The organism is Komagataeibacter sp. FNDCR2 (assembly GCF_021295395.1).
Lineage (GTDB): Bacteria > Pseudomonadota > Alphaproteobacteria > Acetobacterales > Acetobacteraceae > Komagataeibacter.
Genome location: NZ_JAIWOU010000001.1, coordinates 2,058,912 through 2,079,130, shown reverse-complemented (window position 1 = coordinate 2,079,130; position 20,219 = coordinate 2,058,912). Strand labels below are relative to the sequence as shown.

General features: G+C 65.0%; 18 protein-coding genes. 9 read left to right on the top strand and 9 right to left on the bottom strand.

The annotated features are described in order from the left end of the window. The 4 genes from infB to rimP are packed head-to-tail and all read right to left on the bottom strand — an operon-like array spanning position 1 to position 5,543. The gene (infB, locus tag LDL28_RS09880) at positions 1-2,703 is read right to left on the bottom strand and encodes a translation initiation factor IF-2 (protein WP_233058390.1); all 2,703 of its coding nucleotides are present in this window, start codon (positions 2,701-2,703) and stop codon (positions 1-3) included. After that, positions 2,700-3,407, bottom strand: coding sequence for an RNA-binding protein (locus LDL28_RS09875; RefSeq protein ID WP_370636303.1), 708 nt, complete (start codon positions 3,405-3,407; stop codon positions 2,700-2,702). Before LDL28_RS09875 ends, infB begins: the two co-directional genes overlap by 4 nt. Further along, on the bottom strand, positions 3,367-4,902 hold the full coding sequence (gene nusA, locus LDL28_RS09870) for a transcription termination factor NusA (protein WP_233058388.1): 1,536 nt from the start codon (positions 4,900-4,902) through the stop codon (positions 3,367-3,369). The genes LDL28_RS09875 and nusA overlap by 41 nt, the downstream gene beginning before the upstream one ends. Positions 4,903-4,922: 20 nt before the next feature. Next, positions 4,923-5,543 (bottom strand): ribosome maturation factor RimP, encoded by a 621-nt coding sequence (gene rimP, locus LDL28_RS09865; RefSeq protein WP_233058387.1) that lies wholly within the window; start codon positions 5,541-5,543, stop codon positions 4,923-4,925. A 175-nt stretch (positions 5,544-5,718) separates the two neighbouring features. Between rimP and LDL28_RS09860 the strand changes: the two genes are divergently transcribed. From LDL28_RS09860 to LDL28_RS09850, 3 genes are all read left to right on the top strand, one after another. Further along, positions 5,719-6,363 (top strand): hypothetical protein, encoded by a 645-nt coding sequence (locus LDL28_RS09860; RefSeq protein ID WP_233058386.1) that lies wholly within the window; start codon positions 5,719-5,721, stop codon positions 6,361-6,363. Beyond that, positions 6,360-7,631 (top strand): AAA family ATPase, encoded by a 1,272-nt coding sequence (locus LDL28_RS09855; protein WP_233058385.1) that lies wholly within the window; start codon positions 6,360-6,362, stop codon positions 7,629-7,631. Before LDL28_RS09860 ends, LDL28_RS09855 begins: the two co-directional genes overlap by 4 nt. Before the next feature lie 105 nt (positions 7,632-7,736). After that, positions 7,737-8,687 (top strand): hypothetical protein, encoded by a 951-nt coding sequence (locus LDL28_RS09850; protein WP_233058384.1) that lies wholly within the window; start codon positions 7,737-7,739, stop codon positions 8,685-8,687. Between the two features lie 104 nt (positions 8,688-8,791). Here the strand turns inward: LDL28_RS09850 and LDL28_RS09845 are convergent, their stop codons facing one another. Both LDL28_RS09845 and acnA read right to left on the bottom strand, forming a co-directional pair. Further along, positions 8,792-9,688 carry a LysR family transcriptional regulator gene (locus LDL28_RS09845; protein ID WP_233058383.1) on the bottom strand — a complete coding sequence of 299 codons (897 nt, stop codon included), beginning with the start codon at positions 9,686-9,688 and terminating at the stop codon, positions 8,792-8,794. Positions 9,689-9,909: 221 nt separating this feature from the next. Beyond that, on the bottom strand, positions 9,910-12,603 hold the full coding sequence (gene acnA, locus LDL28_RS09840; protein WP_233058382.1) for an aconitate hydratase AcnA: 2,694 nt from the start codon (positions 12,601-12,603) through the stop codon (positions 9,910-9,912). Positions 12,604-12,881: 278 nt separating this feature from the next. Here acnA and ccmA point away from each other — a divergent pair, with 278 nt between their 5' ends. Continuing rightward, the gene (gene ccmA / locus LDL28_RS09835) at positions 12,882-13,526 is read left to right on the top strand and encodes a heme ABC exporter ATP-binding protein CcmA (RefSeq protein ID WP_233059260.1); all 645 of its coding nucleotides are present in this window, start codon (positions 12,882-12,884) and stop codon (positions 13,524-13,526) included. Beyond that, positions 13,523-14,203 (top strand): heme exporter protein CcmB, encoded by a 681-nt coding sequence (gene ccmB, locus LDL28_RS09830; RefSeq protein ID WP_233058381.1) that lies wholly within the window; start codon positions 13,523-13,525, stop codon positions 14,201-14,203. The genes ccmA and ccmB overlap by 4 nt, the downstream gene beginning before the upstream one ends. A gap of 18 nt (positions 14,204-14,221) precedes the next feature. Here the strand turns inward: ccmB and LDL28_RS09825 are convergent, their stop codons facing one another. Beyond that, complete coding sequence (locus LDL28_RS09825; protein ID WP_233058380.1) at positions 14,222-14,629, bottom strand: copper resistance CopC family protein; 408 nt, start codon at positions 14,627-14,629, stop codon at positions 14,222-14,224. 117 nt (positions 14,630-14,746) lie between these two features. Beyond that, positions 14,747-15,877 (bottom strand): type III PLP-dependent enzyme, encoded by a 1,131-nt coding sequence (locus LDL28_RS09820; protein WP_233058379.1) that lies wholly within the window; start codon positions 15,875-15,877, stop codon positions 14,747-14,749. Between the two features lie 383 nt (positions 15,878-16,260). Between LDL28_RS09820 and LDL28_RS09815 the strand changes: the two genes are divergently transcribed. After that, entirely contained in the window at positions 16,261-17,202 is a 942-nt protein-coding gene (locus LDL28_RS09815; protein WP_233058378.1) for a YihY/virulence factor BrkB family protein, read from the top strand. A gap of 39 nt (positions 17,203-17,241) precedes the next feature. Here LDL28_RS09815 and LDL28_RS09810 read toward each other — a convergent pair whose 3' ends face one another. Beyond that, positions 17,242-17,757, bottom strand: coding sequence for a septal ring lytic transglycosylase RlpA family protein (locus tag LDL28_RS09810; RefSeq protein WP_233058377.1), 516 nt, complete (start codon positions 17,755-17,757; stop codon positions 17,242-17,244). A 168-nt stretch (positions 17,758-17,925) separates the two neighbouring features. Between LDL28_RS09810 and aroQ the strand changes: the two genes are divergently transcribed. From aroQ to accC, 3 genes are read left to right on the top strand one after another with little or no spacing between them, the layout of a single operon-like run. After that, on the top strand, positions 17,926-18,381 hold the full coding sequence (gene aroQ / locus LDL28_RS09805; RefSeq protein WP_183480111.1) for a type II 3-dehydroquinate dehydratase: 456 nt from the start codon (positions 17,926-17,928) through the stop codon (positions 18,379-18,381). Next, a complete protein-coding gene (gene accB / locus LDL28_RS09800; RefSeq protein ID WP_233058376.1) occupies positions 18,378-18,839 on the top strand; it encodes an acetyl-CoA carboxylase biotin carboxyl carrier protein in 462 nt (153 codons plus the stop codon). The genes aroQ and accB overlap by 4 nt, the downstream gene beginning before the upstream one ends. Beyond that, complete coding sequence (gene accC / locus LDL28_RS09795; protein ID WP_233058375.1) at positions 18,839-20,188, top strand: acetyl-CoA carboxylase biotin carboxylase subunit; 1,350 nt, start codon at positions 18,839-18,841, stop codon at positions 20,186-20,188. Before accB ends, accC begins: the two co-directional genes overlap by 1 nt. Positions 20,189-20,219 lie beyond the last annotated feature (31 nt).

Sequence of the window (20,219 nt, the reverse complement as noted above, 5' to 3'; positions counted from 1 at the left end):
TCATGCCGGGACGAGTTCCATTTCATAACACTCAACCACATCGCCTTCGCGCAGGTCGTTATACCCTGCGAAGGACAGGCCGCACTCGTAACCGCGCGCCACTTCCTTCACGTCATCCTTGAAGCGCTTGAGCTGGCTCAGATCGCCCTCATGGATCACGACGTTGTCACGCAGCAGGCGCACGCCACAGCCACGCTTGACCACGCCTTCGGTCACGTAGCAACCGGCGACCTTGCCCACCTTGGTAATTTCGAAAACCTTGCGGATTTCGGCGTAACCAAGGAACTTCTCGCGATGCTTGGGCGCGATCTTGCCGCGCACCAGCTGCTCCACGTCATCCGCCACCTGATAGATGATGGAATAGTAGCGGATATCCACGCCTTCACGCTGTGCCAGTTCGCGGGCCTGCGCCGTGGCGCGGACATTGAAGGCGATGACGATCGCACCCGATGCCTTGGCAAGCTGCACATCGCTTTCCGTGATCTGGCCAACGGTGGCGTTGAGCACGCGGATCTTGACTTCCTCATGCTCCAGCTTCTGCACCGTGGCTTCAAGCGCCTCGGCCGAACCCTGCACATCCGCCTTGATCAGGACGGCGACTTCCTTCTGCGCACCAGCCTGGATACGCGCCAGCATCTGGTCCAGCGTGCCGCGCGCGGCAGTCTGGCCAGCGGCCATGCGATCCTTGATCACGCGCTGGCGGAACTCGGAGATTTCGCGAGCGCGATTCTCGTTTTCCACCACCACGAACGGCTCGCCCGCACCCGGAACCCCGGTAATACCCAGGATTTCGACCGGCATGGACGGACCAGCCTCGGACAACTGGCGGTTACGGTCATCAATCATGGCGCGCACGCGGCCCCATTCGGCCCCCGCCACCACAATATCCGTCCGGCGCAGGGTGCCCTTCTGGACCAGAACGGTCGCAACCGGACCACGCCCACGGTCCAGGCGGCTTTCGATCACCGAACCTTCGGCCACCCGGTCGGGATTGGCCTTCAGGTCAAGGATTTCCGCCTGAAGCAGGATCGCTTCCTCAAGCTTGTCCAGGCCGGTCCGCTTGAGCGCCGAGACCTCGACATCCTGCGTGTCGCCACCCATGCTTTCCACCACGATCTCGTGGTTCAGCAGTTCCTGGCGCACGCGGTCGGGATTGGCGCCCGGCTTGTCGCACTTGTTGATGGCCACGATGATCGGCGCATCCGCCGCCTTGGCGTGCTTGATGGCCTCAATCGTCTGCGGCATGACGCCATCATCCGCCGCCACTACCAGCACGACCACATCCGTGACCGACGCGCCACGGGCACGCATGGCCGTAAAGGCTTCATGGCCCGGCGTGTCGATGAAGGTGATCCGCGCCCCGGAGGCGAGGGTGACCTGATACGCGCCGATATGCTGGGTGATGCCCCCGGCCTCGCCAGTGGCGACATCGGTGGTGCGCAGCGCGTCGAGCAGCGAGGTCTTGCCGTGATCGACATGACCCATGACCGTCACGACCGGCGGACGGGTCTTGAGGTCTTCCGCCCGGTCCTCGATCCCCTCGATCCCGATCTCGACATCGCTATCCGCCACACGGCGTACGCGATGGCCGAATTCCTGCACGATGAGTTCAGCCGTATCCGCGTCAAGCGACTGCGTGACCGTCGCCATGACGCCCATCTTCATCAGCGCCTTGATGACTTCACCCTGACGGGCGGCCATGCGGTTCGCGAGTTCCTGCACCGTAATGGTCTCGGGCAGGACAACGTCGCGCACCACGCGGACCTGATCGGAACGCAGGCGTTCGAGTTCGGCCTGACGGCGCTCACGTTCACGCTGGCGACGGACCGAGGCGAGCGAACGCGTCTTGTCGTCATCCCCCTCGATCGCGGCCTGCACGTCGATACGACCCGCGCGGCGGCTGTCATTGTTCTTCTTCGCGCCACCCGACGGGCGGCGGCTGGGCGTGGCGCTACCGGGGCGGCGGCTGGGGCGGCGTTCTTCCTCGCCCCCTTCCGCGCGGCCCGGACGCAGGCGCAGGGTCTCGCCCGCACCGGCGGCCGCACCGGCTCCGGCCGTGCGCGCGGATGCCGCGCCACCACCTGCCGGACGTGACGGACGCACGGGCTGGGCGGGCATGATCGCCCGCTCGGCCAGCGGACGCAGGCGCTGCATCGGCGGCGCGAGCGTCACCTCACCGGGAATCGGCACGGACGAGACAACCGGGCCAGCAGGCTCGGCCGGCTCGGCGGCCTCCGCCGTCTCCGCGCTGCGGGATTCCCGCTTGCGGGCTTCCTCGGCCGCGGCGGCATCCGCCTGTGCGCGGGCCTCTTCCTCGGCGCGGCGGGCATTTTCCTCTTCCTGCCTGCGGGCTTCTTCCGCGGCGGAGAGGATCGTGATCTTCTCCTGCTCGCGCAGATCCTTTTCCCGCTGGATGGCCGCCTGCCGCTGCTCGTCCAGCACACGCTGACGGGTCGCGAGTTCGGCCGCCGTCAGGGCACGACCGCCCCGCCCACCGGCGCGGCCGCCAGCCGGCCCCGATCCGCTACCCGCAGCCCCGGCCCCGCGCTTCTTGCGCACCTCGACCTGAACCACCTTTGAACGACCATGGCTGAAGCTCTGCCGCACGGAACCGGCATCCACCGTCCGTCCGACTTCCCTCCGGCCCGCCGGCCGCAGGGACAAGCGTCCCTTACCCTGATCCTGATCGTTGCCTTCGCTCATGTACCCGCCTGTTCACACCGTCCGACGGACCGCTCCGCCGAATTCGGGCCAGTCCTGCCGGACAAACCCGCAAAACGTTCACTCTCGATACGGAAACGGCGCGCCAGTTCACCATGCAGCATGGCTGCATGAACAACATGGTCGCGGCCAAATGCCGCACCCAGACCCGATGCCGTAGGAACAACCGTAACCGGAAGGTCCCGTGCACCGGACAAAACTCTCTTCCTCTCGTCGGGGCTGCCATCGGCCGCCTGGATCACCAGACCGGCGCGACCGCCCACAACCCACTCACGCACCTTGGCGAAACCGCAGACAATCTGCCCGGCCCGCCGTGCCAGCCCCGCGACATCCATCATGCGCCGCAGCAGCCCGTCTTCCACAAGATGGGTCAGGTCAGGGTGAATAACAACCCTTCCCCGTGCCGCGCGGGCAAAGACGCCACGTGTGCGTGCCGTTTCTAACACATCCGCGCGTGCGCTCAACCAAATTCCCCGTCCGGGCAGACGTGCGGAAAGATCAGGGATCACGACTCCGTCGGGGGAAATGACGAACCTGACCATTTCCTCCCTGGGCAGACGGAGCCGCGTCACGGCGCAGCGGCGCAGCGGGCCGCGTTCCTCGTCGGCCATGTCGCCTGCGTCTTCCGCGTGGGGATGACCCTGATCAGACGTCGGACGTCTCCTCTTGCGTGGTATTTTCGTCACCCTCGAACCAGTGCGCGCGCGCGGCCATGATGATTTCGTTGGCCGCGTCCTCATCTATGGCGTCGCTGCCCAGAATCTCGACCAGTTCGTCACCGGCAAGGTCGGCCAGGTCATCCAGCGTCTTCACGCCTTTCTCACCCAGCGTGACCAGCATCTGGTTGGTGAACACGCCCAGCATGGCGATGTCATCCACCACCCCGAGTTCACGCCGCCTGTTGTCCAGCTCCTCTTCCTGACCGGCAAGGAAGCCTTCGGCGCGACGGACCAGCTCGCTGGCCACGTCCTCGTCAAAGCCTTCGATGTTGGCCAGTTCATCGGCGTCCGCGAAGGCCAGTTCCTCGATGGAGTGGAAGCCTTCGGTCACCAGAAGCCCGGCGATGACGTCATCAACGTCCAGCGCCTCGACAAACAGGTTGCTGCGACGGCGGAATTCTTCCTGGCGACGTTCCGATTCCTCGGCCTCGGTCAGGATGTCGATGTCCCACCGCGTCAACTGGCTGGCAAGGCGCACGTTCTGCCCGCGCCGCCCGATGGCGAGGCTGAGCTGGTCATCGGGAACCACGACTTCCACGCGACCGGCTTCCTCATCCATCACCACCTTGCTGACTTCCGCCGGGGCAAGGGCGTTGACGACGAAGGTCGCGGCCTGCGGACTCCACGGGATGATATCGATCTTCTCGCCCTGGAGTTCCTTCACCACTTCCTGCACGCGGCGGCCACGCACGCCCACGCACGCGCCGACCGGGTCGATCGAGGCGTCACGCGAGATGACGGCCATCTTCGCGCGCGAGCCGGGATCGCGGGCCACGGCCTTGATCTCGATGATGCCATCGTAGATTTCGGGCACTTCCTGCGCGAACAGCTTGGCCAGAAAGGCCGGATGCGTGCGGGACAGGAAAATCTGCGGGCCGCGCGGTTCGTCGCGCACGTCGTAGATATAGGCGCGGACGCGATCGGAATTGCGGAAGCTTTCACGCGGGATCAGTTCGTCACGGCGCAGCAGGGCCTCGGCATCGCCGATCTCGACCAGCAGGTTGCCGTATTCCGTGCGCTTGACCGTGCCGTTGACGATCTCGCCCACGCGGTCCTTGAAGTCATTGAACTGGCGGCGGCGTTCATATTCGCGCACGCGCTGGACGATCACCTGCTTGGCCGTCTGGGCCGCGATGCGCCCGAAGTCGATGGGCGGCAGCGGGTCGATCAGGTATTCCCCAAGCTGGATTTCCGGCTTGAACTTGCGGGCGATGTACAGCGGAATCTGCGTTTCTTCGTTTTCCACCGCCTCGACCGCCTCGGTCCAGCGGGACAGGCGCACATCGCCGGTCTTGCGGTCGATGGTCGCGCGGATGTCCTTTTCATGGCCGTATTTGGCGCGGCCGGCCTTCTGGATGGCCTGCTCCATCGCTTCCAGCACTTCCTCGCGATCGATCGACTTTTCCCGCGCTACGGCATCGGCCACCAGCAGCAGTTCGGGACGGGCAACGGACGTATCCATCAGTGTCTCCACAACATCGTTCAGTTGGCCTTGCGCGCCGGCTTGCGGCCGGGCCTGCCACTGGCCTTCTGCGTTCCAGCCGGGGAATGTGCTTCCTCCGGCCCGTTTTCCTCGCTGGCGGGTGCGGGCTGCATCATCCGCGCACTCGCCTCGATCAGTTCGTCCGTCAGGACAAGTCGCGCCTTGCGCATATCCGCGAAAGGCAGCGAAACCTCGGTGCCATCATCCAGCCGCATCAGGCCATGGCCATCGCGCGCGCCCATCACGATCCCGGCGAAACGCTTGCGGCCGTCGATTGGCATGTTCATCTCGGCGCGGGCAAGGTGGCCCGCGAAACGCTCCCAGTCCTTGACACGTGTCAGGGGCCGGTCGATCCCGGCGGAGGAGACTTCCAGCGTCCACGCCCCCGGCAGCGGGTCATCCACATCCAGGATCGCGCCGACCGCATGGCTGATCTGTTCGCAGTCCTCGATGGTGATGAGCGAGCCATCGGCCCGGTCCGCCATGATCTGTACCGTGGGCGATTCACGCCCCAGCACCGCCACGCGCACGAGGTCGAACCCCATGTCGGCCAGCGCGGGCGCGATCATCGCGGCGATGCGGGCGTCAAGGCCCGTCAGGAAAGGCAGATCAGCGTCCAATGCAAAAAAGGCAGCCCTGCGGCCACCCCCCAAAGAAAAAACCAGAGATGAAGGAATTGTGTATAACATAAGTCACGCCATCCCCGACCGCAAGGAATATATGCAGGCGGCTGCGTTACATTTCCTCTCTCTTATCGTCTTGCCTTATCCGTCGCCTGCCCCACATTATGCGGTCATGACGCCCTTGCCCTCACCGCCGGAACCCGAACGGGAACAACGCAGTGAACGCCCGGCCGGCCGCAGCAGGCTGGTCGTGGTGGGGCTGATCGCGGCCGTGGTGGCGGGCGGCGGGCTGGGCACGGGGGGCTTCATGGCCGCGCGCGAAAACGGCAATGCCGGCCAGACCGCGCCCATGGCGGCGGAAGCCGGGGGGCGCGGCACTGACAACAACGGCCACCTGCAACTGAACGCCCCGGTGCAGAACCGGCCGGACATGATGGGCCAGATGCCCATGATCGCCCCCGACCGGGCGGCGGAAATGCTGCGCCAGACTTCCTACACCCCGGAACAGCAGACCGAGATTCTGGCGGCGTTGCGGCGGCGGGAAGTCGTTCTGGCGGATATGCCGATGTATGACATGATGGGTGGCGGCGCAGTCGTGAACGTGCAGTCCCTCGGGCTGGTCCAGACGGTGCATCTCGGCCCGCAGCCCAAAAGCGTGATCCTGCCCATCCGCATCGCGGGGAATGTAAGTGTCACCGCGGCAGGGGATCCGGGCCCGGCGGGAATCCACGCCGGGGCCGTGTTCGTGCCCGGGCCGACGGCGCTGCCGGTCCTGACGCGCAATACGGAAATCGTGATCGCGGTGGTGGTGCAATGAAGCCGCTCTACCCACTGCTGATGGAACGGCTGGTGCCGCTCTTCATGGTCATCTTCCTGGTGCTGGGCAGTTTTCAGGCGGCGATGGCCCTGCATCTTTCGCTCGCCAGCGTGCGGCATTTCATGGAATGGTGTGCCCCGGCATATCCGGTCCTGGCCGCGGGCAGCGCCCTGCTGGCACTGGCCGGGCTCTGGTTCGAGAGCCGGGCCGAAAAACTGGCCCGCAAGGGAATCCGACGCAGACGGGGATGGATGATGGACGTACTCGCCAGGCTGACCAATCGCAGCGCGCTGGAGGAAATGCTGGCGCGCGAACAGAAGGAAACCGTGATCGACGCGGAGGAGCTGGCCGCCAGCCTGCGCGCGCGCGTGATCGGTCAGGACCAGGTGTGCGAGGACGTGGCCACCCAGCTACGCCGGCGCATGGCGCTGCAGGTCCGTGGCAAGCCGGTGGGGATTTTCCTGCTGGCGGGGCCGCCGGGCACCGGCAAGACGTACCTGGCCAAGCAGCTTGCCCGCCAGCTTGACCGCCCGCTGCTCAACTTCGACATGACGCAGATGAGTTCACCCCACGCCGCGACCCAGCTTTTCGGTTCACCCAAAGGGTATGTCGGCTCGGACACCTACGGCAAGCTGACCGGCGGGCTGAAGGAAAAGCCCGATGCGGTGGTGCTGCTGGACGAGATCGAGAAGGCGCATCCGGATGTCTTCAAGAAATTCCTGACCGCATGGAATGACGGACACGTGACCGAGGCCTCCACGGGGCAGCAGATCTCGACCGTGCGCAGCATCTTCATCCTGACGTCCAACATCGCCACCGATGCATTGTCCGAGATCGCGGACCGGCTGGCGGATGAACCGGACAAGATGCGCGCCGAGTCGGTCGAAGCCCTGCGTCAGGCCGGGTTCGCCCCGGAAGTGCTCAACCGCCTGGACCGTATTTTCGTGTTCCGTCCGCTGGAGGGACTCGACATCGCCCGTGTGGCGGCACTCGAGATCGAGACGATGATCGACAGCTATGGCCTGAAGGTGGAAACGGGCGGTATCGACGCCGCCCTTCTGTTCCAGGTCATGCGGCGTCAGGACCGCATGGGCCCCGCCGCCAGCGCGCGCGATCTGGCCCGCTCCATCGAGGACATGATCAGCGACTCGCTGATAACCGCCCGCCAGCAGGGCGCCAAGCTGGTGCGCGTGGTGACGGATGAAGACGGGGTGGTCGTCCAGATCGCGGATGACGGCGAAGCCCGGCGCGCCCGGGGCACGCCCTGACCCATGGCCGTGATGTCGCGTTTCCTGCCACTGGTCTCTGGCGTGGCGACCTGTTTTTCCGCCACGGTCGCGGGGACCGGCCAGATGAACGGCATGGGCTGCTGAATGTCTGCTTTTTCGCGTTTATGGCGTCGCGCGCCGCTGTGGCGGTGGAGCCTGTATCTGATCGTGCCCTTCGGGCTGCTGACGGTCATATTCCCGCCCGCCTACCTCAAGCGCCTGATACCCGCGCTGGGGCATGTCGCCACGAACATCCACAACAGGCTGGGCATGACCGATACGCCCCCCGCCGGAACGGCGGCGGGCGAGGGAAATGGCGATGGCGGGGGAGAGGGCATCGTGACCATGATGCCCATAACCGACCGCCTGACAAAGTCGATCCCGTTTGCCGGGCGCATCCTGCCGCTGCCGGCGGGTACGTGGCATCCGGTCATGAACGTCATCAACGGCCCGCATGGCGAAGTGCTGGAAAATATTCTGGTCCGGGTGGACGGCCATGTCGTGACCGGCCTGATCGGGGCGGAAGGCAGCATCCAGCCCGTGCCGGAAACGGCCATCGCCGCCATCGATACGAGCTGCCACGATGACCGCAACTTCATGTCGCGCGTGATATCGGCCCACCCGCCGGCGATGGAGTGCTGGTTCACGGCCGCGGTCTATCCCTCCTCCATCAACCGCACGGCGGTCATAGCCAACCGGCTGAAGGAGGAAGGCTTTGTCCTTCCGCCCGTCTTGCTGAAAACCGGATGGAGCTACAGCACCCCCGCCGGTGACCATAACGTCAATGTCGAGACGGTGACCATCTTCCTCAACCCGGTCAACAGCGACAGTACGAGAGCCCTGCGCTCCCCGCAGGACTGGACCAAGGAAATGCTACCCCAGCAGCCTGCCGCCAGTGATTTTGTAAAGCGCACCGATACATGGATCGCCGATTGGGCGCAGGTCATGCATGACGGCTTCCACAGCGACATGCTGGCCACGAATGAGGAAGAACGTGCCCGCCTCGCGCGCGACCCCGCCGCGCCGCTGCCGGGACAGGCCAACCCGCTGGACTGAATGTACTGGTCGATCAGAACCAGCTTTTTTCAAAACGGCGGCGGTTCCTGAAACTTTTTTCTGATTTACAGGGTGTTTCGTGAGGGGACTATTTGAAATAGTCCTCAGCCCTGGCGCAGTACGTCCGAAATCTCGATCAGGAAGTCCAGAACCGTGCGGGTTCGCAGCGGCAGCGTGCGCGGGCCGGTATGCACGGCATAGAAGGGGAGTTCGGGAATCGTCCATTCCGGCAGCAGGCATTTCAGCCGCCCGGCCGCCAGATCCTCCTCGACCTGAAACGCGGGCAGCAGGCCGATGCCCAGCCCGGCCCGCACCGCCTGCAATACCGCTTCGCTGCTATTGGCGCGGAAGGGGCCGCTGGCGGCAACCGTGGTTTCTCCCTCCCCCTTGCGGGTAAACTGCCAGTCCTGGCGCGTTCCGCCATAGCTGTAGGCGATACAGGGGTGATTGAGCAGGTCGCGCGGATGTTCGGGCGTGCCACGCCGGGCCAGATAATCGGTCGAGGCGATCACGCAGCGATGCACGGAGCCCAGGCGGCGGGCGATCAGGGAACCTTCGGCAATGGACCCGATGCGAATGGCGAGATCCAGCCCCTCTTCAACCAGGTCGCCAAACCCGTCGCGCATGACCAGTTCAACCGACAGGTCCGGATGCTCTTCCAGCAGTTTGTCCAGCCGGCTGGTCAGGTACAGGCCGAACGCCGTCGTCACCCCCAGCCGCACCAGCCCGGAAACCGAAGCCCGGCGGCGGCCCAGGGCCGTTTCCGCCGTTTCAAGAATTTCCAGCACTTCATAGGCATGCGGCAGCAGGCTGCGCCCGTCTTCCGTCATCATCAGGCTGCGGGTGGTACGCGCGAACAGGGTGGCCCCGTAATGGGCCTCAAGCAGGGCAATATGGCGTGAAATGGTGGGCTGGCTGGCTCCTGTCTCCCGCGAGACGGCAGAGAATGACCCCGTCGCCGCTACACGGACAAAGCTGTGCAAAGCAGAAAGCAGATCCATGAGGCCCCATCACATCCGGACATGTTATTACATTAACGTGGCTTTAGACGGCATCTTATTTATACACAATACAGAGAAAAGGCACCACGGATATGTGCGTAACGCAACGGTACCTATGCTGTATGTGCATAGATGCTTTCCTATAAAAAAACGGCGGCCCGTATGATACGGACCGCCGTTCTGTCATTTGGTTCCGGCCGGAGCCGGAACAGGCCGTAAGGTCAGGCCGCCTTCGTCATGCCGCGCAGCACGGTCTGGAGAATGCCGCCATTGCGGAAATATTCCACCTCGTCCAGCGTATCGACACGGCACAGCAGGGGTACGTCCTGCTTGGAGCCATCGGCGCGGGTGATGGTCATCGTCATCGTCATGCGCGGCGTGATCTTGTCCAGACCGCGGATTTCGATGGTTTCATCCCCCTTCAGGCCCAGCGTCTTGCGCGTGGTGCCCGCCTCGAACAGCAGCGGCAGGACGCCCATGCCCACCAGGTTGGAACGGTGGATACGCTCGAAGCTTTCGGCGATCACGGCGCGCACACCCAGCAGCAGCGTGCCCTTTGCCGCCCAGTCGCGCGAGGAACCCATGCCGTATTCCTTGCCGCCAAAGACGACCAGCGGCACGCTCTCCTTCTTGTATTCCATCGCGACATCGTAGATCGAGCCTTCCTTGCCATCCGGGAAGTGCTTGGACACGCCCCCTTCGGTGCCGGGCAGCATCTCGTTCTTGATGCGGATGTTGGCGAATGTGCCGCGCACCATCACGCGGTCATTGCCACGGCGTGAGCCGTAGGAGTTGAAGTCCTTCTTCGCCACGCCATGGGCTTCAAGGTACTTGCCCGCGGGCGAGCTTTCCTTGATCGCGCCGGCGGGCGAGATGTGGTCGGTCGTGATGTTGTCACCCAGCAGCGCCAGGATGCGCGCACCGATGATATCACCGCGCGGCTTGGGCTCGGGGGTGATGTCCTGGAAATACGGCGGATCCTGCACGTAGGTGGAGCTGGAATCCCACGCATAGGTCTCGGAACCGGTGGCGACTTTCAGCGCCTGCCATTCCTTGGTGCCCTGGCTTACGTGCTTGTAGCGCTTGATGAACTCCTCACGCGTGATCGCGGACCCGATCAGGGCGGCGATCTCGTGGTTGGTCGGCCAGATGTCCTTCAGGTAAACCGGCTTGCCATCCTTGGAGGTACCGAGCGGCGTGGTCGTGATGTCCTCGCGCATGGTGCCCAGCAGGGAGTAGGCGACCACCAGCGGCGGGCTGGCCAGGTAGTTGGCGCGCACGTTGGGGGAGATGCGCCCCTCGAAGTTACGGTTACCCGACAGCACCGACACCGCGACCAGCTTGTTGTTCTCGATCGCATCGACGATGTGATCTTCCAGCGGGCCGGAGTTGCCGATACAGGTCGTGCAGCCGTACCCGACGGTGTTGAAGCCCATCGCGTCCAGTTCCGCCTGCAGCCCGGCGCGGTTCAGGTAGTCGGTCACCACCTGCGATCCCGGTGCGAGCGAGGTCTTGACCCACGGCTTGGGCTTCAGGCCCAGCGCGCGCGCCTTTTTCGCCACCAGACCAGCCGCGATCAGCACGGCGGGGTTGGAGGTGTTGGTGCACGAGGTGATGGCCGCGATCACCACGTCACCATGGCCGATCTCGTAATTGGTGCCGGCAACCTTCGCCTTCTTGTCCTTGTCGGCCACGGGCACGCCCAGGTTCCCGGTCAGCTCGGTCTCGAACGCCTTGTCCGCACCCTTCAGCACGACACGGTCCTGCGGGCGCTTGGGCCCGGCGATGGACGGCACGATGGTGGCAAGGTCGAGTTCCAGCGTATCGGTGAAGACCGGGTGCGCCGAATCGGCGTGCCGGAACATTTCCTGCGCCTTCAGGTATTCTTCCGTCAGCTTGATGCGGTGTTCGTCACGGCCGGTCTGGCGCAGGTAATCCAGCGTCAGGTTATCGACCGGGAAGAAGCCGCAGGTCGCGCCATATTCCGGCGCCATGTTGGCGATGGTCGCGCGGTCGGCAACCGGCAGGTGGTCAAGGGCGGGGCCGAAGAACTCGACGAACTTGCCGACAACGCCCTTCTTGCGCAGCATCTGGGTCACGGTCAGCACCAGGTCGGTGGCGGTCGCGCCTTCGGGCAGCTTGCCCGTCATCTTGAAGCCGATCACATCGGGGATCAGCATCGCGATCGGCTGGCCCAGCATCGCGGCTTCCGCCTCGATCCCGCCAACGCCCCAGCCCAGCACGCCCATGCCATTGACCATGGTGGTGTGGCTGTCGGTGCCGAACAGCGTATCGGGATAGGCATAGTCCTTGCCGCCCACATGCGCCGTCCATACCGCCTGGGCGATATATTCAAGGTTCACCTGGTGGCAGATGCCCGTGCCCGGCGGCACGACGGAGAAGTTCTCGAACGCTTCCTGGCCCCAGCGCAGGAAGGCGTAGCGTTCGCCATTGCGCTCGAACTCGATGGTGACGTTGTCCTGCAGGGCGTCCGGCGTGCCGGCCACGTCCACCATGACCGAGTGGTCGATCACGAGGTTGACGGGAACCAGCGGGTTCACCTTCTGCGGGTCGCCCTTGAGCTTGAGGATACCGTCGCGCATCGCGGCCAGATCCACCACGGCGGGAACGCCGGTGAAATCCTGCATGAGGATGCGCGCGGGCTTGAAGGGCACTTCCTTGGTGCTGCGCCCTTCCTTCAGCCATCCGGCGATGGCCTTGGCGTCCTCGACCGTATAGGAATGCCCGTCCTCGAACCGCAGCACGTTCTCCAGCAGCACTTTCAGGCTGACCGGCAGGCGGGCCACGGAACCGATTGTCTTTTCCGCTTCCGGGATTGAGAAATAATGATAGGTCTTGCCGTCCACATTCAGTGTACGGCCCGTTTTCAGTGAGTCGTGCCCAACCGTCTTCATTGGCTTTGTTTCCTCCGAGGCGTCAGCAACGGATCGTCCCCTGTGACCGTGTCCCCGCGGCCTGTTTCCATGGTGCGGGGTTAACGACCTTGCCGGGGACAACCGGCTTGATCTCCCAACGGGGGTAGAACATACCCGGACGCGGTTGCGACACAAGCTGGAGCCGGTAACAAGAAAGCGGGAGCAGGTGTTTTTTTGCATCCCTCCCCCCCTGACCCACCGATTGGAGGATTTCCGTCATTCCTGCCATTACCCCCCCCGGCCCCCCTGTGCTGGAAGTGGAGAATATCTCGGTTTTCCGCGGTGAACGGCTGGTTCTGGATCGGGTCGGCTTCACGCTGGAGGCAGGATGCGCCCTGCTTCTGACCGGGCCGAACGGCGCGGGAAAATCCACCCTGCTGCGTGTGCTTGCGGGCCTGCGCAAACCTGAAGGCGGCCATGTGCTGTGGTCGGGTGTGGATACGCTGGCCGACCGCAGCGAGCATGCCAGCCGCGTGGCCTATCTGGGCCATCAGGACGCGCTGAAGCCGGGCCTGACACTGCGTGAAAACCTGACGCTGGCGGCCAGATCGGGGGGCGGAGATCCCGATTCATGCATGAAATCACTCAATATTCTGGGGCTGGCGGATCTTCCGGCGCGCATGCTTTCCGCCGGGCAGAAACGCCGCGCGGCGCTAGCGCGGGTATTGCTGGCGCGCGCCCCGCTATGGCTGCTGGACGAGCCCAGCCTGGGCCTGGATATCAACACGATGGACCTGCTTGGCACATTGTTTGCGGCCCATCGGCGGGCTGGCGGAATCGTGATCGCAACAACCCATGTTCCCCTGCCCCTGCCCAATGCCCGGACGCTGGCCCTGCCCGGACTGAACGAATCCGACATTCCGCAACCGATGGAGGATTTTCCCGAGGATGACCTGCTGTGAAATTCCGGATTCCCTCCCTCATCGTGGCCATCCTGGAACGCGACCTGCGCCTTGCCCTGCGCCATGGGGCGGATACGCTGGGCGCGGTGCTGTTCTTCATCCTGGCGGGCGCGCTGTTTCCGCTCGCCCTTGGTCCCTCGCCCGAACTGCTGCGCCGCATGGCGCCGGGCATCGTATGGGTCTGCGCGCTGCTGGCCGCCCTTCTGCCGCTGGACCGTCTGTTCGGTTCGGAACTGGAGGACGGGTCGCTTGACCAGCTTCTCATGACCGGACTGCCCGCGCCGCTGATCGCGCTGGCCAAGATGATGGCCCACTGGCTGACGACCGGCCTGCCGCTGCTGCTGGCGGCGGGGCCACTGGCCATCATGCTGGGCATGCCGGGCAGCAGCATGGTGGTACTGCTGACGGGGCTGTTCCTGGGCACGCTCATCCTGTCGCTGATTGGCGGCATGGCGGCTTCGGTGGTGCTGGGCGCGCGCCGGGGCGGCGTGCTGCTGCCGCTGCTGGTGCTGCCGCTGACCACGCCCGCGCTCATTTTTGGCGCGGCGGCCCTTGATGCGGCACAGACCGGCCTGTCATGGGGGCCGGATCTGGAACTGCTGGGGGCGTTTCTTGCCGGGGCGATTCCCCTGTGCCCGCTCGCAGCGGGGGCGGGACTGCGCGCGGCGGTGGAATAGGCCCGCCGCGCCGGATCCTTACGGTGTTCCCGGTTTCGCGGGGGCCGGGGCGGACGGCGCGCCCACGTCAAAAGGCAACGCGCCCTCTCCCGTATCGCCACCGCGCGAACGCATGCGCCAGTGCAGGACGTAGTGCCCCGGCGTCAGGGCCGTGGTTGTGGAAATGGCGTGCTGTTCGTCATCAACGGGCGACGCGGGCAGCAGGCGGGGCGCCCCGTCCGGCCCCAGCAGCAGCAGGCGGGCACGGAAGGGGTCGATCACGCTATCGAATGACAGCCTGAACGCGACATTGCCCGCGGCCACCGTCCGCCCCGCCGCCGGTTCGGCCTGGACCAGAACCGGCGCGGCGAAAGCCCGCGCCATTCCCCCCGCGCCTGACAGGATGGCGGCAACGGCCAGCATGCGTGGCAGTGTGGAAAAGGACACGGGCAGGCACCTCCGGCGCTGATGGGACTGCGGTGTGTATTCCCCAGATACACGCAGGGCGGCAAGACCTTCGTCCCGCCGCCCTGTCGTGCGCGCGTCCGTTCCGGATACGCGGTGTCAGATATAATGTTCCTCAAGCGGGCGGAGGCCGTTGAACCCGGTCGAGCAGTAGGTGGATACGTACGCCCCGGTGGAGAGCAGTTCGATCCGGTCCCCCGACTCCAGGCCAAGCGGCAGGGCGTAGGGGGTCTTTTCGTACATGATGTCCGCGCCATCGCAGGTGGGGCCGGCAATGGCGACCGGGCCGGTTTCCATGCCGTCATGCGCGGTGCGGATGCCGTAGCGGATGGCTTCGCCCTCGGTCTCGGCCAGGCCGCCGAAACGCCCGATGTCCAGATAGACCCAGCGCACCCCGTCATCGATGCCACGGCGGCTGACCAGCACGACCTCGGACGAGACCACGCCCGCATCCCCCACGATGAAGCGCCCCGGCTCGACAATCATTTCCGGCAGGTCATTGCCGAAATGCTCGGTCATCGCGTGGCTGATCGCCAGCGCGAAGCGATCGATACCCGGCACGTCGTCACGGTAGCGGATGGGGAACCCACCGCCCAGATTGACCATGCGCAGGTCCAGCCCCGCCGCCTTCAGGTCGGTAAACAGCATGCCCACGCGGGCGATCGCCGCCTCGTACGCGCCGGTCGCCGTCTGCTGGCTGCCAACGTGGAAGGACAGGCCATAGGGGTCCAGCCCCAGGTCACGCGCGCGCAGCATGAGGTCGCGCGCATTGTCCAGCGTGGTGCCGAACTTGCGTGACAGCGGCCAGTCGGCGCCTTCATTCTCCACGATCAGGCGGCAGTAAACGCGCGAGCCGGGGGCGTGACGCGCCAGCTTGTCCAGCTCTTCCGCGCAGTCGAAGGCGAACATGTCCACCCCGGCCTTGTGCGCGCGGGCAATGGCGGAGGCTTTCTTGACCGTGTTGCCGAATGAGACATCCGCCGGGCGCGCGCCTGCGTCGAGGCACATGGAAATCTCTTCCCACGAGGCGGCGTCGAACGCCGAGCCCAGACCCACCAGGCGGGTCAGGATCTCACGGGCGGGGTTGGCCTTGACGGCATAATAGATGCGCGCGAGCGGCAGGGCCTCGCGCAGGGCGCGATAGCGTTCTTCCACCCGGTCTACATCAACGACAAGGCAAGGCGTAGCAGGAGACTGCTCAACCAGATAACGAGCGATTTTGGGAGTCATCGCACCCAAATCCCTTCTGTACTGCCGCCCGATGAATACAATTCTGGAATTGCACAAACGGACAGATGTTGCGAAACGGTCTAACGGACCAGCGACCAATAAGGACCCCCGCCTGCGCGGCGGCCCGATTGCCAGAACGCTTGACGTCGTTGCGTAACCTCAGAGGGCCAGTGGCACGTGCGTTGTTGCGTAGGGAGCGCATATGCGGACAATACGCGCGTGACGCAACAGAAAAATCATCCCTGCGAAAGGTTTTTCATCTAGGATGGGTCCACCGTGGCACAATACCCACACGGCGGCCCGCCCGCCGGCCCGTGCCCGCCACCAACACCCCACAGGACACGAAGCCCGCATTGGCTGGATCACCCTCTACCCGGATCAACATGACGGACATCCCCCCGCAAGCTCCGCCGCTGCCTGAATTTTCCATGCAGCAGGTCAGGAAAGTGCTGCGCCTGGTCGCCCGTAACATCATATCCGACCAGATCACGCTGGCGGCGGCGGGCTGCGCGTTCTACGCCACCCTTTCGCTTTTTCCGGCCATGAGCACGCTCATCTCCCTGTATGGCCTGCTGTTCGACCCCCAGACGGTGGAACCGCAGCTTGTGGTGCTGCGCAACCTGCTGCCGCCTTCCGCCTATGACGTAATCGGCGCGCGCATCCACCTGCTGGTGGCGGAATCGCATTCCTCGCTTACGCTGAACCTGATCATATCGACCACCATCGCCACATGGTCGGCCTCGGCGGCGACACGCTCGCTGATCATGGCGATGAACGTGGCCTACAACACACCGGAAACACGCAGTTTCGTGCGCTTCCAGGTCATGGGCATGGCGCTGACGTTCTGCTCCATCTGCGGGGGGATCCTTACCCTTGCGCTCATGGTGGCGCTGCCGTTCCTGCTGGATTACCTGCCGCAGCGGCTGGAAGTCGCCCCGCCACGCGGTTCGGTGGAGCTGATGGTGCGCATGGGGGGGCCGGCACTCATGCTGCTGTTCGTGCTTTCACTGTGTTCCTTGCTGTACCGCTTCGGACCCAACCGGCCCCATACCTACTGGCGCTGCGTCCTGCCCGGTTCGGTCGGGGCGACGGTGCTGTGGCTGATCTGCTCGACGGGGTTTTCCTATTACGTCAGCCACCTGTCGGGATACAGCGTCACCTACGGGCCGCTGGGCGCGTTCATCGCCATCATGATGTGGTTCTACGTTTCGGCCTATGTCGTGCTGCTGGGCGCGGAACTGAATGCGGGCCTGGAAGTCGAGATGGACCTGCGCTGCGCACCGGGCAAGACGATGGAAGGCTGGACCAAGCACCAGCATTTCTGAAAAATGGTCCAGGGGCTCGCGTGTCCCGCATAAGCGGGGTCAGCGCGGGGCGCTGGCGACTTCGTCTTCCGCATGCGCGGGTTCGATATCGACCGCCGTCGCGCCAGCGGACAGGATGCCCAGGCGGCGCGCGGCCTCCGCCGACAGGTCGATGATGCGGTGGCCGTAATAAGGGCCCCTGTCATTGACCGTCACCACCACCGAACGGCCGGTACGACGCGAATGCACGCGCAGCCGCGTGCCCAGCGGCAGGCGCGGGTGGGCGGCGGTCAGCGCGTCCGGATCGAAGGTCTGCCCCGATGCGGTGGCGCGGCCTTTCTGCATGTGGGTGCCGTACCAGCTTGCAATGCCGTGCTGGCTCCAGTCAGGCGGAACGTCCGCCATGATGGCCGGGGACACCACGCCAGGCGCGTCATGACGCACCGGCGCACAGGCCGCGGGTTCGGTGCCGGAGACGATGGACATGAAACAGGCGATCACGACCGGCATCACAGACCATGCCACCCCGCAACGCGCCCGCCTGCCACCGTTCCGGTGATCGGGATACCCTGTCATGAACCGACCCATAACACAGCGCACCCCGATTTTCCTACAAATACGTACCCTGCCCCCCTACCGGCACGGTCAGGGCGCCCGTGGCATGACGCCCATGCGGGGCCGTTACGCGGGCATGGGCATGAACGGACTTGGAACCGGACGGCGGGCGTGCTAGGCGCGTGCATCATGGAGCGCCCTCTCATTGCCGTGTTGAACGGCCCCAACCTGAACATGCTCGGACTGCGCCAGCCCGAGGTGTATGGTCACGCCACGCTGGATGATGTGGAACAGGTCTGTGTCCAGGCCGCCGAGCGGCTGGATGTGGCCATCGACTTCCGCCAGACCAATGGGGAGGGGGAGCTCGTATCCTGGATACAGGAATGCCGGGGCCGCGCACGCGGCATCATCATCAACCCGGCGGCTTACTCCCATACCTCGGTCGCGCTGCTTGACGCGCTTCTGGCCGTTGATCTGCCCGTGATCGAGGTTCACATTTCCAATATTCACCGCCGTGAAGACTTCCGCCATCACTCGTACGTTTCCCGCGCCGCCATTGGCGTCATATGCGGGCTGGGCGTGCGGGGGTACGCGCTGGCGCTTCAGGCCATGACAGACATGATTCTGGACGAGGACGATCAATGAGCCGACTGCTCGTGGATGCGGATGCCATTCGGGCATTGGCGGAAATTCTGACCGATACCGGCCTGACCGAAATCGAGATCGCGGAAAAGGACAACCGCATCCGCGTTGTCCGCGCCGCCGCGCCCGTGGCCCACGCCGTGGCCGCCGCCCCGGCTCCGGCCCCCGTCGCGCCGCCAGCCGCGGCCGCGACCCCGGTGGCCCCCGCGGCCGACCCGTCCAAGCACCCCGGCGCGGTGACGAGCCCGATGGTGGGCGTGGCCTATCTGGCGCCCGATCCGTCCTCGCCCCCGTTCGTGACGGAGGGCCAGCAGGTCAGCGCGGGCCAGACGCTGCTGCTGATCGAGGCGATGAAGACCTTCAACCAGATCAAGGCGCCACGCGCGGGCACGCTGAGCCGGGTGCTGATCCAGTCGGGCGATCCGGTCGAATTCGGCGAAGCGCTGGTCATCATAGAGTAATGTTTTCCAAAATCCTGATCGCCAACCGTGGCGAGATCGCCCTGCGCATCCTGCGGGCCTGCCGCGAACTGGGTATCCCGACCGTGGCCGTGCATTCCACGGCCGATACGGACGCCATGCATGTCCGCCTGGCGGATGAGGCCGTGTGCATCGGGCCGCCAGCCAGCCGCGACTCGTACCTCAATGTCGCAGCCATCCTGTCGGCGGCGACCATAACCGGCGCGGATGCGATCCATCCCGGCTATGGCTTCCTGTCCGAAAACGCCGATTTCGCGGAAACGGTGGAAGCCCACGGCATCACCTTCATCGGGCCGACGGCCGAACACATCCGCATGATGGGTGACAAGATCACCGCCAAGACCACCATGCAGGCGCTGGGCGTGCCGCTGGTGCCCGGATCGGACGGGGCGCTGGAAAACCTGGAACAGGCGCGTGAAGTCGCGGCCAGGGTGGGTTATCCCGTGCTGATCAAGGCCGCCGCCGGTGGCGGCGGGCGCGGCATGAAGGTCGCCCCCACCGAGGCCGACCTTGAGGAAGCATGGAGCGTCGCCCGGACCGAGGCCCGCGCCGCGTTCGGCAATGACGAGGTCTATCTTGAAAAATACCTCGACAGGCCGCGCCATATCGAACTGCAGATCATGGCCGACATGCACGGCAACGTCGTGCATTTTGGCGAGCGCGACTGCTCGCTCCAGCGCCGCCACCAGAAACTGCTGGAGGAGGCGGGCTCCCCCGCCCTGACCGCCGAACAGCGGGACGAGATCGGGGCCATCGCCACCACCGCCCTGACCGGGCTTGGCTACCGCAACGCCGGGACGCTGGAGTTCCTGTACCAGGACGGACAGTTCTGCTTCATCGAGATGAACACCCGCCTGCAGGTGGAACACCCGGTAACGGAAATGGTGTGCGACGTGGATCTGGTGCGCGAGCAGATCCGCATCGCGGCGGGCGAGCCGATGGGCTACACCCAGTCGGACATCCACTTCTCCGGCCATGCCATCGAATGCCGCATCAATGCGGAAGACCCGCAGACCTTCATGCCCACGCCGGGCACGATCACGGTCTATCACCCACCCGGTGGCCTTGGCGTGCGAATCGACAGTGCGCTGTATGCGGGTTATCGCGTGCCGCCCTATTACGACAGCATGATCGCCAAGCTGATCGTACGCGCGCCCACACGTCTCGAGGCCATTGCGCGCATGCGCCGCGCGCTGGATGAATTCGTGATCGAAGGGGTCAAGACGGTCATCCCGCTCCACCGCAAGATCCTTGATGACCCCCAGTTCCGCAAGGGGGACTACACCATCCACTGGCTGGAAAACTTCGTGGCCCGACAGCAGGGTGAATGACACGCCATAAGGAAAAAGGAGCCACCCGGAC

Excerpts from the sequence above, each read along its gene's own strand:
- acnA (WP_233058382.1), bottom strand. The coding sequence starts at position 12,603 with ATGAAGACGGTTGGGCACGACTCACTGAAAACGGGCCGTACACTGAAT.
- LDL28_RS09820 (WP_233058379.1), bottom strand. The coding sequence starts at position 15,877 with ATGACTCCCAAAATCGCTCGTTATCTGGTTGAGCAGTCTCCTGCTACG.
- aroQ (WP_183480111.1), top strand. The coding sequence starts at position 17,926 with ATGGAGCGCCCTCTCATTGCCGTGTTGAACGGCCCCAACCTGAACATG.
- LDL28_RS09850 (WP_233058384.1), top strand. The coding sequence starts at position 7,737 with ATGTCTGCTTTTTCGCGTTTATGGCGTCGCGCGCCGCTGTGGCGGTGG.
- LDL28_RS09860 (WP_233058386.1), top strand. The coding sequence starts at position 5,719 with ATGACGCCCTTGCCCTCACCGCCGGAACCCGAACGGGAACAACGCAGT.
- LDL28_RS09815 (WP_233058378.1), top strand. The coding sequence starts at position 16,261 with ATGACGGACATCCCCCCGCAAGCTCCGCCGCTGCCTGAATTTTCCATG.
- LDL28_RS09845 (WP_233058383.1), bottom strand. The coding sequence starts at position 9,688 with ATGGATCTGCTTTCTGCTTTGCACAGCTTTGTCCGTGTAGCGGCGACG.
- LDL28_RS09855 (WP_233058385.1), top strand. The coding sequence starts at position 6,360 with ATGAAGCCGCTCTACCCACTGCTGATGGAACGGCTGGTGCCGCTCTTC.
- accB (WP_233058376.1), top strand. The coding sequence starts at position 18,378 with ATGAGCCGACTGCTCGTGGATGCGGATGCCATTCGGGCATTGGCGGAA.
- LDL28_RS09810 (WP_233058377.1), bottom strand. The coding sequence starts at position 17,757 with ATGACAGGGTATCCCGATCACCGGAACGGTGGCAGGCGGGCGCGTTGC.
- infB (WP_233058390.1), bottom strand. The coding sequence starts at position 2,703 with ATGAGCGAAGGCAACGATCAGGATCAGGGTAAGGGACGCTTGTCCCTG.
- nusA (WP_233058388.1), bottom strand. The coding sequence starts at position 4,902 with ATGGATACGTCCGTTGCCCGTCCCGAACTGCTGCTGGTGGCCGATGCC.
- accC (WP_233058375.1), top strand. The coding sequence starts at position 18,839 with ATGTTTTCCAAAATCCTGATCGCCAACCGTGGCGAGATCGCCCTGCGC.